10 protein-coding genes and 1 rRNA gene are annotated in these 13,177 nt (G+C 40.8%); 7 read left to right on the plus strand and 4 right to left on the minus strand.

What is annotated here, in order from left to right:
• Positions 1-15 precede the first annotated feature (15 nt).
• The 5 genes from rrf (at position 16) to recA (ending at position 4,068) form a co-directional block, all read left to right on the plus strand.
• A 5S ribosomal RNA gene (rrf, locus tag A37S_RS0121285) occupies positions 16-127 on the plus strand.
• Positions 128-420: 293 nt separating this feature from the next.
• Positions 421-1,917, plus strand: a complete 1,497-nt coding sequence (locus A37S_RS0121290; RefSeq protein WP_245586441.1) for a S8 family peptidase — start codon at positions 421-423, stop codon at positions 1,915-1,917.
• A 66-nt stretch (positions 1,918-1,983) separates the two neighbouring features.
• Positions 1,984-2,184, plus strand: coding sequence for a hypothetical protein (locus A37S_RS0121295; protein WP_028298714.1), 201 nt, complete (start codon positions 1,984-1,986; stop codon positions 2,182-2,184).
• Positions 2,185-2,348: 164 nt separating this feature from the next.
• Entirely contained in the window at positions 2,349-3,002 is a 654-nt protein-coding gene (gene nth, locus A37S_RS0121300) for an endonuclease III (RefSeq protein WP_028298715.1), read from the plus strand.
• Between the two features lie 67 nt (positions 3,003-3,069).
• Positions 3,070-4,068 (plus strand): recombinase RecA, encoded by a 999-nt coding sequence (gene recA / locus A37S_RS0121305; protein ID WP_028298716.1) that lies wholly within the window; start codon positions 3,070-3,072, stop codon positions 4,066-4,068.
• A gap of 62 nt (positions 4,069-4,130) precedes the next feature.
• Here recA and A37S_RS27305 read toward each other — a convergent pair whose 3' ends face one another.
• Together A37S_RS27305 and tsaD are read right to left on the minus strand one after the other, a co-directional pair.
• A complete protein-coding gene (locus A37S_RS27305) occupies positions 4,131-4,268 on the minus strand; it encodes a hypothetical protein (RefSeq protein WP_157278988.1) in 138 nt (45 codons plus the stop codon).
• A gap of 109 nt (positions 4,269-4,377) precedes the next feature.
• Positions 4,378-5,388 carry a tRNA (adenosine(37)-N6)-threonylcarbamoyltransferase complex transferase subunit TsaD gene (gene tsaD, locus A37S_RS0121315; RefSeq protein ID WP_028298717.1) on the minus strand — a complete coding sequence of 337 codons (1,011 nt, stop codon included), beginning with the start codon at positions 5,386-5,388 and terminating at the stop codon, positions 4,378-4,380.
• Here tsaD and A37S_RS25660 point away from each other — a divergent pair.
• Entirely contained in the window at positions 5,382-9,857 is a 4,476-nt protein-coding gene (locus A37S_RS25660) for a translocation/assembly module TamB domain-containing protein (RefSeq protein WP_483823595.1), read from the plus strand. The two genes, tsaD and A37S_RS25660, sit on opposite strands and share 7 nt — an antisense overlap.
• 61 nt (positions 9,858-9,918) lie before the next feature.
• Here A37S_RS25660 and A37S_RS0121325 read toward each other — a convergent pair whose 3' ends face one another.
• Both A37S_RS0121325 and A37S_RS0121330 read right to left on the minus strand, forming a co-directional pair.
• Positions 9,919-11,133, minus strand: coding sequence for a bifunctional 3,4-dihydroxy-2-butanone-4-phosphate synthase/GTP cyclohydrolase II (locus A37S_RS0121325; RefSeq protein ID WP_028298718.1), 1,215 nt, complete (start codon positions 11,131-11,133; stop codon positions 9,919-9,921).
• An 82-nt stretch (positions 11,134-11,215) separates the two neighbouring features.
• Entirely contained in the window at positions 11,216-12,718 is a 1,503-nt protein-coding gene (locus A37S_RS0121330) for an LptF/LptG family permease (protein WP_051293374.1), read from the minus strand.
• A gap of 282 nt (positions 12,719-13,000) precedes the next feature.
• On the opposite strand from A37S_RS0121330, the gene A37S_RS26880 reads away from it, so the two are divergent.
• On the plus strand, positions 13,001-13,177 hold a 177-nt coding region (locus A37S_RS26880), incomplete at its 3' end, for a helix-turn-helix domain-containing protein (RefSeq protein ID WP_084164005.1).

Here is a 13,177-nt window from a genome sequence, read left to right on the forward strand (position 1 = left end):
CCGTCAAACCCTATTTCAGGTGCCTATATCGGCGGGGTCCACCTCTTCCCATCCCGAACAGAGAAGTTAAGCCCGCCAGAGCCGATGGTACTGCAGTAACATGTGGGAGAGTAGGTCGGCGCCAAACCTTATTGTAATAGATCGATCCCCCGGGCATTTAATGCTCGGGGGATTTTTTTTGCCTATTTAAAAATTAATTGTGACTTTCTTTTAATCTATCCAGTCAAACAGCAGTCTAATAATGCATTTTTGGGTTTGAAATCGTTTTTATCTAAGTTTGAAAAAAATCTACTTTTTATGATTAATTGCAAGGCTATATTTATTCTATTTGCTTTTTTTATTCCTACGTGGTGTCTAGCTCAAAAAAACGATAAACCAAAAGCCAATTGGCATAATCTAGATTTGGAAGAAGACAATGTAATGGGAATAAGCACTGAAAAAGCTTATCGTGAACTTTTGGTGAATAAAAAACCTTCAAATGTCGTTGTAGCTGTAATTGACGGAGGTGTGGATATCGAGCATGAAGATTTGAAAGGAAGAATATGGATAAATGCGAACGAAGTACAACCTGATAACATTGACAATGATGACAACGGCTATATTGATGATATTCATGGATGGAATTTCATAGGTAATAAGTCTGGAGAAAATGTTCAGTACGACAACCTTGAACTAACGAGGTTGTTAAGGGTACTAAAGCCCAAATATATTTCAATATTACCTTCTACACCTCTTGTAGAACACGAAAGAAGAGAGTTTTCCAGCTACCAAAAAATGACAGCCGATTATGTAAGAAAACAACGAATGGCACAGCAGGGTGAGATGGTGTATTCTAGAATTAAGTTTTCATTAGACTCTATCCTTTTCAAGCTAGATGTCGATACACCTTCACTGCATGCTTTGAAAGCATACAAACCGGCCAACGCAGATGAAAATAGAGTGGTTAAGATTGTGACAAAGGAAATGTCCAACGGAGATGCTTTTTCTAAGGTATATGAAGATATACAGGAAGGCTTGGAACATTACCGCAATCAATTAAAATACCACTTGAATTACGAATATGACTCACGGCCAATAGTGGGCGACGACTATGAAAATAGTAATGAAAAGAATTATGGAAATAACGATGTTATAGGTCCCGATGCTTCTCATGGAACGCATGTAGCTGGAATCATTGGGGCGATAAGAGATAATGGAATTGGTATAAAGGGGATTGTAGATAGTGTTTCAATTATGGTGCTGCGTACTGTTCCTGATGGAGATGAAAGGGACAAGGATGTTGCCAACTCCATTGTATATGCTGTGAAAAACGGAGCCAAGATCATTAATATGAGTTTTGGTAAGCCCTATGTGAAAGATAAATTGGTAGTGGATGCCGCAGTAAAGTATGCAATGGAGAATGATGTGCTCATTATTCATGCTGCTGGTAACGATGGGCAGAACAATGACAATCATGGCAACTACCCCAATAAATACTATGTAGACAGCCTCGGCATTAATCAGGGAAATGCCGTTGCATGGATAGAAGTGGGAGCGATAGGGTGGAAGAACGACAGTGATTTACTTGCCGAGTTTTCTAATTATGGTAAAAGGACGGTTGATGTCTTTGCTCCAGGGGTAGCGATAAATTCGACCATGCCTGGTTCCAAATATAAAGAGCAACAGGGAACGAGCATGGCAGCGCCTGTTGTGTCTGGCCTGGCAGCACTGCTCAGATCCTATTATCCAAGCTTGACCTCCTTCGAAGTAAGGGATATTATATTGAAATCCGTTTACAAGCCTGAACAAAAAGTAAAGGTGGTAGATGATGGAGTGAAGAAGAGAGTTTCGTTGAGTGAAATCTCTATGACCGGTGGTGTGGTAAATGCGTATAACGCCGTGAAACTCGCAGAGGAGAAGGTGAAAAGCCGTCCTTAAAAATGTGATAAAACTGCACAATATGTGGAATATTTACACGTTTCTTATAATAAAAGTGCGTGTTATATGATTGAAACTTTTACATCTGTCGCCTCGGTAAACAGTTCGTTTGCAAATGATTTGCCGTACAATCTTGTTCTCAATAGTATCGATGAGGACGAGGCCTTATTCAGTGAGTATATTAAATGTTTGATGAACAGTCAATTGATGGATCCTGAAGAGAGATCTATCGATGTGATCTTGGATTATGTGAAGCAAGTCCAATAGAAAAAAGCCTTTTTTCTTAAACATTACTTCCTAAGCACGCGATCTCTTACGAATTAAATATACCCTGTCTTTTTGTTTTTTTGATTGTCAATGATGAGTAGGTGATGCTGTGACTTGAGCGTCTCATTATTTGTATATAGGGACAATTTTTTCTATGTTTGGCTATGTTGAAGAAGGTACGTTATGAAGAATTTGTAAAGTATTTTTCTGCCCATAACCCAAATGCAGAAACCGAATTACATTTTTCTACACCATTTGAATTGTTGGTAGCCGTAATATTGTCTGCTCAATGCACAGACAAGCGCATTAATATGGTAACACCTGCGCTTTTTGAGCGTTTTCCTGATGCAGAATCTCTCGCAGCAGCATCCGCTGATGAAGTCTTTTCTTATATCAAAAGCGTCAGCTATCCCAATAACAAAGCCAAGCATTTAGTAGGTATGGCTAAGATGTTGATGACTGATTTCGGAGGTGTTGTACCATCCGACATTAAAGAATTACAGAAATTACCTGGTGTTGGAAGAAAGACAGCAAATGTGATAGCATCCGTTATTTATAATGTGCCCGCTATGGCCGTTGATACGCATGTTTTTCGCGTAGCCGACCGGATAGGCCTTACATCTAATGCCAAAACGCCTCTTGCAGCCGAAAAGCAATTGGTGAAATACTTGCCAAAAGATACTTTAGCAATTGCACATCATTGGCTTATTTTGCATGGAAGATATTTTTGCCTAGCACGTAATCCAAAATGCGATGTATGTCCCATAACGTATTTTTGTAGATACTTTGAGCGAATTAGGGGGATAGGAAAAAAGTAAATATATATACTAATTATGTTAGTAATTTTAGATTTAATTTGTTTATATTTGACGGAAATAAGAATATATGAGCAATCAAGATAAATTAAAAGCACTGCAGCTTACATTGGACAAGTTGGAGAAGTCCTACGGAAAAGGAACAGTCATGAAACTGGGTGATACCGCAGTAGAGCCTATAGAAGCGATATCCACTGGTTCCATTGGGTTGGACATAGCTCTAGGAATAGGGGGCCTGCCCAAGGGAAGGGTCGTAGAAATCTATGGGCCTGAATCATCCGGAAAAACTACCTTGGCTACACATGTCATCGCCGAGGCGCAACGTAAAGGAGGAATTGCGGCCATTGTTGATGCGGAACATGCTTTTGATAAATATTATGCCAGAAAGCTTGGTGTGGACGTGGAGAATTTGCTTATTTCTCAACCAGATAACGGAGAACAAGCTTTGGAAATTGCCGATAATCTTATCCGTTCGGGAGCGATTGATGTCATTGTAATAGATTCGGTGGCTGCCTTAGTGCCAAAAGGTGAGATAGAAGGAGAGATGGGCGATTCCAAAATGGGCCTGCAAGCTAGGCTTATGTCACAAGCTCTTCGTAAGCTAACAGGAACTATCGCAAAAACAAACTGTTGCTGTATCTTCATTAATCAATTGAGAGATAAAATCGGAGTGATGTTTGGTAATCCGGAAACCACTACTGGGGGTAATGCACTTAAATTCTATGCATCTGTGAGGTTGGATATCCGTAGAATGGCACAGATTAAGGATACGGATGAAGTAGTAGGAAATAGGGTGAAAGTGAAGATTGTCAAAAACAAGGTAGCGCCACCGTTTCGCATTGCCGAGTTTGACATCCTTTTCGGAGAAGGTATCTCAAAGGCAGGTGAAATTATAGATTTGGGTGTTGAATATAATATTATAAAAAAATCGGGCTCTTGGTTCAGCTATGGCGACACCAAATTGGGGCAAGGGCGAGATGCCGTGAAAAATCTCTTACTGGATAATCCTGATTTAATGGATGAATTGGAAGCTAAAATCAAAGCGCATTTAGCAGAGGTAAGCGAATAAAGCACATTTTTATTATATGTGTTTATTGATGAGTTAAGATTTCATATGATAATGGGGTTCAATTAATTGACCCCATTTTTTTCGTTTTTAGCCCTATCGAGTTCCAATTTGCTTGCCTTAAGAGATGAAGCAACAGCCAATACAACCAACAAAACGACAATAATCATCCCAAATAACCCTTTCTTTTTGTCTTTCTTCATGACCCAAAATAGGAACACAATGAGAGGCACAGCAAAGAGGAGAAAAAATATTAGACTTGGTATTCCCATTACTTTTTTTGCGTTTATGTTTAATTATTATATTTCTTAATTATGTTAAGCCAACAGCCATTCGTGGATCTGGGGAAACACTATGGTCACAAAAGTCGTGCCTAATATATTTTTGAAATCCAGCGATAGCTATCATAGCAGCATTATCGGTACAATATTCAAATTTAGGTATAAAAATGTTCCATTTTTCCTTTATGCCTAAAAATTCCAGATCCCTTCTAAGGGATGAATTGGCCGATACGCCACCGGCAATGGCGATTTCGCTGATGCCTGTTTGATGCGCAGCTAGGACGAGCTTATTCAGCAGGATTTTGACAATTTTTGATTGAATTGAAGCGCATAGATCATTTAGATTCTCCTCTATGAAATGGGGATTCTCTTTTGTTTTCTTTTGTAGAAAGTAGAGTATGGCTGTTTTAAGACCACTAAAGCTGAAATCTAGTCCGGCTATCTGTGGTTCTGGAAAAGCGAATTTGTTTGTATTCCCTTTCTGGGCATATTGGTCTATGAGTGGGCCACCTGGATAGGGTAGATTCAACATCTTAGCGGCTTTGTCAAAAGCTTCTCCAGCGGCATCATCTATGGTATTACCTAGCAGTTTCATTTCGAAGTGATCCTTCACTAGGACAATTTGCGTATGTCCTCCAGATACCGTGAGGCAGAGGAAAGGGAAGCTTGGTTTTGGATTGTCAATGAAATGTGCTAGGATATGTGCCTGCATATGGTTTACTTCGATGAGAGGAATATTTTGTGCCAAGGCAAAGCCTTTGGCAAATGAATTGCCTACTAACAGAGAGCCTAATAATCCCGGTCCTCTTGTGAAGGCAACGGCATCTATATCGTTTTTATGAATTTTCGCTACCTTTATTGCTTCATCTACAGTAGGGATTATATTTTGTTGATGAGCCCTGGAGGCTAGCTCTGGGATAACTCCTCCAAATTTCGCGTGAATTTTTTGGGTAGCTACAATATTTGAAGCTATATTGCCGTCTATACAAATAGATGCAGACGTGTCGTCGCACGATGATTCTATGCCAAGGATGATTGCCACGGTATTGTTATTTATCTTATTTTTGCAAAATTATTAAAAAAGCTTTAAAAATAGGACTTTATATATTGACGGCGGTTGTGCTGCTAGTCATGATTTTGCTGCTGTCTCTTCAGTTGCGTCCTGTGCAACAATATGTCGCAAAAAAAGCAGCTATCTATCTAAGCAAGGAGTTAGATACGGAAATCTCCATCGAAAAAATATATATAAGGCCGTTTTCGTCGGTTGCAATCCGCGGACTGCGGGTGGCGGACAGAGACAAAGATACACTTTTATATGCTGGCCAACTTGATGCCGACGTCAATTTAATGGAGTTGCTCAGGTCCAAGTTAATATTAAAGGAAGTGAAATTGCTCAATACCGATGTTTTTCTAAAAAAATATGCAAATGGGACGAGTAATCTTTCCTTTATTATCGATTACTTCTCCACTTCCTCTCAAAAAGAGGGAGGGGAGAAATTGGATATGCAAATCCACAAAGTCTTACTTAATCGAATATCCTTTAAATATCGCAATTATACGGATAGCAGTAGTTATAAAGGAGGAATTAACTGGAGTGATATTGCTTTAAACAACCTGAATGGAGATTTAGAAGATATTGATTTTTTGCATCATATTTTTAAAGCAAATATAGTGGATTTGTCCTTAGACGAAAAAAGCGGTTTTGCCATAAAGACTTTAAGAAGTTTGGTAAGTATAGATACCAACAGCATGGTTTTTGAAAAACTATTTTTGCAGACGAACAGAAGTCAAGTTGGGGATCATTTAGTCTTTGAGTTCGATTCACTCGGGGATTTTTCGGATTTCAATCATAAGGTTCGCATGAATGGTCACGTGGTCAATGGCAGAGTAGATTCCAGAGACATAGCTTTCTTTGCACCAGATATTAAAGCTACAATATTTGATCTAAAATTAGATGGTGACGTATGGGGTACGGTAAACGATCTTAATGCAAGAAATATCACGATAAAGGGAGCCAAAGCTACCTATCTGAGGGCAAATGCCCGCATAAAAGGATTGCCTGAAATAGCTGAGACCATTTTTGATTTGGATGTTAAGCAGATGTCTACGAACAGAGCAGATTTGAACTACCTCATTCCAAATTTAAGTGGCAAAAGTGAAGTTGCGCTACCTGAATTTTTTGACCACTTTGGCCATGTAAATTTCTCTGGCGCTTTCAAAGGATATTATAATCGCTTTAATGTAAATGGTGAGTTCAAAACGGCTATTGGTAGCTTACGTACCAACATCGACATGGATATACAATCTGTCAATAGCTATAAAGGAACGCTTAATGCAGATCATCTCCATCTGGGAAAGATTATTGGAAATACCCAGTTGGGAGTGGCGAGTTTTTCAGGTAGTATAGATGGTAGTGGTTTCGATGCAAATGAATTGAGCCTAGAGACGGGGCTCACTGTCGATTTTTTGGAGTACAATGGCTACCGCTTTCATCAATTATCCGTAAAGGGAAGTTATATGGATGACATATTGATGGGAAGTGTCCACATAGGAGATGAAAATTTGGTCTTATCGGCAGATGGTAAGGTGAATTTCAGATCGGAATACCCTGTTTACTCATTTACCTCTATGGTTGAAAAAGCAAATTTACAGCCTCTTCATTTATATGGAGACACATTGAGCGTAGAGGGAATGGTGCAAAGCGATTTTCAAGGAAACAGCATCAATACGTTACTGGGAGATATTAAGCTCTCGAGTATTGTGCTGAGGATGCCGAATTATAGCGCCAATATAGATTCCATTGTGGTTAAGGCTGTCGGAGCTGAAGAAGAGAGGACCCTGACGCTTACATCGGATATAGCAGATGCGAGGATGCACGGATCGATCGACCTTAATACTTTTCCATCTTATTTTAAGTCTATTGCTCATAAGTATGTGCCATCATGGGATGCCAAGCTGTTGGTGCCGGGCAGGCAGCATTTCGATTTTGTCTTTCGTTTAAAAAGAGGTGAGCCTATTTTTCAGCTGTTAGAACCTCGCTTGGCGATACCGGAGTATGCTGTGCTGAACGGAAGATTTTCCAATGTGGATAGTATAGCTACCCTCAATGGATTTATTCCCACGATATTGGTTGGAGAGCAAGGCAAGCTGACGAATGTCATATTGGATGGTGGAGCACTGGAAAATGCCCTCAACTTTAGTGTCACGGCAGACCGCTATGATATCACTGATAGTCTTTATATTAAGAATATCAACTTAGTAAGTCTGCTGGCGCGGGATAGCCTTAATTTCAACGTTAAGCTGTCCGACGTGGATGCAACAAATCAGCTAGATTTAAATGGTCTGGTGGCCTTTAAGGAAAACGAATCGGCACAGGTGAGCCTTTTGCCGTCCAATGTCATCATTAATAGGGAAGACTGGTCATTGGAAGATAAAGTAAGCTTTGATTTTCAGCAAGGAAGAACCGTTATAAAGAATTTTGAATTGGCAAATGGTGAGCAAAAAGTAACTTTGAATGGAGCTGTTTCCAAAGATAGTAAAGACAATATAAATGTATTGTTTTCCAATTTCGAATTGAGAACATTTGATGGGTTGACACAGGCCTTCGGTATCAAGCTTGAGGGGCTATTGAATGGTGATTTTGAACTTGCCTCTTTATTATCCACGCCCTATATGATTGGTAATATCAAGGCCAATGATGTGATATACAATGGCAGGGAGATAGGCGAAGTGACGGTAAAGGCCAATATGGACTCCGAGATCCACATGGTCGATTTGGATGTGGATATAAGTCGGCGGGGGCTACAAACGCTGAAGTTGACCGGTACTTACGATATCAAAAGTGAAACAGATAACCTCGATTTAAGTGCGAGGTTACAAGGAAGTGATTTGGTTATATTCGAACCTTTTTTAAAAGGCTTGGTGTCCGATTTGGAAGGTACTATATCTGCCGATGTTCAGGTTTCGGGCTCGGTATCACAGCTTGATATCAATGGTACGGTGCGTTTGCAAAAAGCGTTTATGACTGTTAATTACCTTAATACTCGCTATCAATTGGATGATAAGTTTGAGGTGCATAACAGTAAAATTACCCTGTCCAATATTAAGTTGTTGGATAAAGACAATCATGAAGCGGTGGCCAATGGCACTGTTGATATGCGCACCCCGTCCGATCCGGATATCGACGTGAAGGTAAGTGCAAATCGTTTTATGGTACTTAATACGACGGCTAAGCAGAATGAACTTTATTACGGGAAAGCGTATGCTTCTGGTCAGTTCGCCTTTTTAGGGCCAACAAGTAAAATGAACATTGACATAAAGGCTAGGAGTGAAGAAGGAACTGTTTTCAATATACCGCTCAATGTGACGGGTAGTGTCAGTGAAAATGAGTTTATACACTTTGTTTCTCAGGAGGCAGACTCCTTGAACGTGGTACCACCCAAGTCATACCTTGATGGACTGACTATGCACATCGACCTTTCCATCAATCGCAATTCGCAGGTAAATATCTTTACGGATATGGGGAAGCTTTCCGGTGTGGGCGATGGCAATATAGCCATGAATATCACCAGCCTTGGTGACTTTGAGATGTATGGGGATTATGTGATTTTGCAAGGTAAATTTGATTTTACAGCGCAGGACTTTATAAATAAAATCTTCGAGATCAATAATGGTGGCACTATACGTTGGACTGGCAATCCCTCAGAAGCACAGATCAACCTCACTGCAGTATACGAAGTGCGAACCAGTGTTCGGCCATTGTACACGGCGGCAGGTAGAGCCGGCACCGATGCCCGTGTATTGGCACAGGCGCAGATGAATCTGAGTGGTAACCTGTTGCATCCGGAGATAGGGTTTAATGTGGCTTTCCCGATAGATGCGTATGTCAAGGATGAACTGCAGAGTTATTTTAGCGATGCTAATAATGTGAACCAGCAGGCATTGAGTCTAATAGTACGCAGAAGTTTTGCGCCTGGTACGGGGAGCGATTTTACATCAGAAATTAACAGTACGTTCTTGAGCGCAGGGACGGAATTGGCCTTCAATCAGTTGAACAATATCATATCGCAATCGCTTAATCTAAATTTCGTTGATTTCAATATAAGGTCGCTCAACGAAGCAAGTGCTTCTATAAGGCTGTGGAACAATAGGCTTATCTTAACAGGTGGCGTTACAGATAGGCGAAGTACCGTGAATGATTTGAATCTCTTTAGCAATCAGGTTGCTACGGATGCGGAGTTGATTTATTTGATTAGAAAAAACGGTAATCTTATGTTTCGAGCTTCAAATAGGTTGAACAACAGAAATTTCTTAAATCCTGTAGATGAGTATATTAGTGCAGTTGGTCTAGTCTATAGACAGGAGTTTGATAATTTCGGAGAATTTTTGCGGCGAATGCTACGGCTGAATAGGACAAGTAATAATGCGGATAGCGTGCCCTTAAATCCTGCTGCGCCAGAAGTGATAAGCAATCCCACCATTGCACCGAGTACCATGAAAGATAAGGAATAAAAAGCAAAAAGGACGGCAAAGTAAGCGTCCTTTTTGCTTGTCTGTTTATTTCAGAAATGAATTATAGGTTTTTCATGATAGTATGCCCCATTCTATCTCGCTTGGTACGGAGATACAGCTCATTGTATTTGTTGGACTTAATTTCTATGGGAACATTTTCTACAACTTCAAGGCCGTAGCCGACCAATCCCGCTCTTTTTGTAGGATTATTGGTCATCAATTTCATCTTAGTTACTCCTAAATCCCTGAGGATCTGGGCGCCGATGCCATAGTCCCTGTGATCCGGTTTAAAGCCCAATTGTATATTGGCATCAACAGTGTCGAGCCCATTTTCCTGGAGGTTATAAGCATGTAGTTTGTTGATGAGCCCTATACCTCTTCCTTCTTGGTTCATGTAAACGATCACCCCTTTGCCTTCTGCTTCGATCATTTCCATTGCTTTATGCAATTGAGGACCGCAGTCGCATCTGCAAGAGCCAAATATGTCACCTGTGACACATGAGCTATGAACACGGACAAGTATAGGCTCGTCGGGGGCCCACTCCCCCTTTATCAAGGCAAGATGCTGTTCTCCTGTGTCTTTTTGCGTATACGCAACGAGGTCAAAGTCTCCATATTCGGTGGGCAGCTTTACGGAAACCGCACGATCTATCAAGGAATCCTTTTTCAGCCGATATTCAATGAGGTCTTCTATGGAAATAATTTTGAGGTTGAAGTGTTGAGCCACTTGCATCAAGTCTGGGAGGCGGGCCATTTCGCCGTCTTCTTTTAAGATCTCTACCAATACACCCGCCGGCTCTAATCCTGCCAGTCTAGCTAAATCTACACAAGCCTCTGTATGCCCAGATCGGCGTAGTACACCGCCGTCTTTGGCTATAAGTGGGAATATATGTCCAGGTCGCCCCAGATCGTCAGGGCTTGTGTTTGGGTCTATGAGGGCCTGTATGGTTTTAGAACGATCGGAGGCTGATATGCCCGTAGTACAACCATGACCGCGCAGGTCTACCGAAACTGTAAAGTTGGTTTCGTATGCGGCCGTGTTGTTGTTGACCATTAGATCTAGATTCAGTTCTTTACACCGTTCTTCGGTGAGCGGTGCACAGACCAATCCTCTACCGTGAGTGACCATGAAATTAATGACTTCAGGTGTGGCATGTCTGGCCGCCACTATAAAATCGCCCTCGTTTTCGCGATCTTCATCATCGACGACAATGATGATTTTGCCTGCCCTAATATCTTCGATTGCTTCCTCAATCGTATTTAGACGTATATCCATTTTGTATAATTATAAAGCGTAGATGTTTGATGAAATGAATGCAAAGATACGCGTCGTACTTTGTGAGCGCATAATAATAATGTCATGTCTCTTGTGGTACACGCGAATTTGTAGCTCCTTGTTTGTTTTTTGTGATGAAAGCCATACGTTTTCCCAGAAAACGAAATGCCTTTTTTATGGCGCTTTTATATAGTTCCACATCGAATAGAGTTGAATCCGTTGCTGCCTTGTAGGTAAGGAACATGCCGAGTGGAGACAATACGATAATGGCCATCCAACACCCCAAAATTACATTAATGTTTTCTTCCCTTGCCGATTTTTCGGCTACCGTAGATATAATGTGATAGATAAGAAAGAATATGATGGCCATTACCACGGGCAGGCCCAACCCACCCTTTCTGATGATGGCACCTAAAGGAGCGCCTATGGAGAATAATAGAAGACAAGATACTGCCAAAGTGAATTTTTTTTGATATTCTATTATATACCGTGTTATTTTCTTGCTTTCCTCTGAATCAAAACTTGCCCGCATATCAAGTACATCTTTGATGTATTTGGCACTTGAGGAGGCAGAGTTTAGCGCGCTATAGCGTTTGTCTTGCGGTATAAGCTCTTCGGCAGACTTGTCGTAAGATGTTTTTGGCCCTTCTGCGGGCAAAGGCTTCAACGAATTGGAAACGTAACTGTTGAAAAGGCGGTAATTGTTTTTTATTTCGTTGAAGATTGTGTTTCGGGTACTGTCGAGCACTTTCGCGGATGAGTCCCTAAAATACTTGAGCTGCTTGAGATTCATCATCATATAATGTTGTTTGAAGAGCACCTCGTCCGTCCTTTTCATTTTGAACGTAGACATGTCAAACTTTTGCTCCGTCTCCTTAAAATAAAAGCGGGTAAATTGACGCCTTGGATCATATGTTTGCTTACCAGCTGTCGATTCTTCGTATCGTACCCCGTCTTTTAATTTTAAGATCATCCAATTGTTGTCGGGCGAATTGTACATATAACCTTCCTTGGCCATCAATACATTGGAGCTTCTAGACAGGTTGGAATTTTGATATATAGTAAGGTTGTAGAGGACAGTGCCATTCTCATTTTTGCTTTGTGCACGAATGGAGTAGCCTGGAATGTCGTTGTTAAATACGCCGTTCTGAATTAGAAAGTCAGCTTTTTTGTTTCTCACGTCGTATAAAAGGGATCCCATCTTTAGGTTGGCAACTGGTAATATATAGTCGCTGAAGAAAAAAGAGCCAATGCTAAATAGCGCTACGAGGATTATGAGTGGACGCATGGCCTTTTGTAGCGATACACCAGCGGCCCTGATAGCAACCAATTCATAACTTTCCCCTAAATTTCCGAAGGTCATGATGGATGAAAGAAGCATGGCCAGCGGCATGGCCATGGAAATTTGCGCGGCGGAGGCATACCAAAGCAATTCCAAAATAACATACCACTCGAAACCCTTTCCAATGAGATCGTCGATGTACTTAAATAAGAAAAGCATCAACAATACAAACATTACAATCAAGAATGTTACTATGAAGGGTCTGATAAAGGCTTTTAATACCAATAAATGGATTTTCTTCATTGAATAATTAATCGTACAGTACCATCTTGCCCAAGAGAAGGATCAAAAAAAATAGAGGTTTACATTCCGTCTAATTTGACTCGCCTTGTTAAATGTACAAAAGTACGATATTTATATGTAGGGTTAATGACGTTAGTGTCATTTTCAGGAAAACTTATTTTGTTCTTATTCAGCGTTGCGTAAGTTCAATTAAGAAATGCAACAAAGGTTGAAATAAACATGCCAATTGGGGGTACCCCCAATTGGCATGTTTAAGGGAAAAAAACGACTTTTGAATTGCGAATGGAAAAATCACATTTAACCCTGGAACAAAGGTACGAAATCCAGGCTTACAGAGCGAGCGGAAAGAAGATCTCGGAGATCGCCGTTATCATCGGCAGGGACAAATCGGTAGTCAGCCGGGAGGTTAAGCGCAACAGTAATCCCAAAGGGGTCTACAAGGCCTCCTATGCCCAAGGC

The organism is Olivibacter sitiensis DSM 17696 (assembly GCF_000427965.1).
In the GTDB taxonomy this organism is placed as follows: domain Bacteria; phylum Bacteroidota; class Bacteroidia; order Sphingobacteriales; family Sphingobacteriaceae; genus Olivibacter; species Olivibacter sitiensis.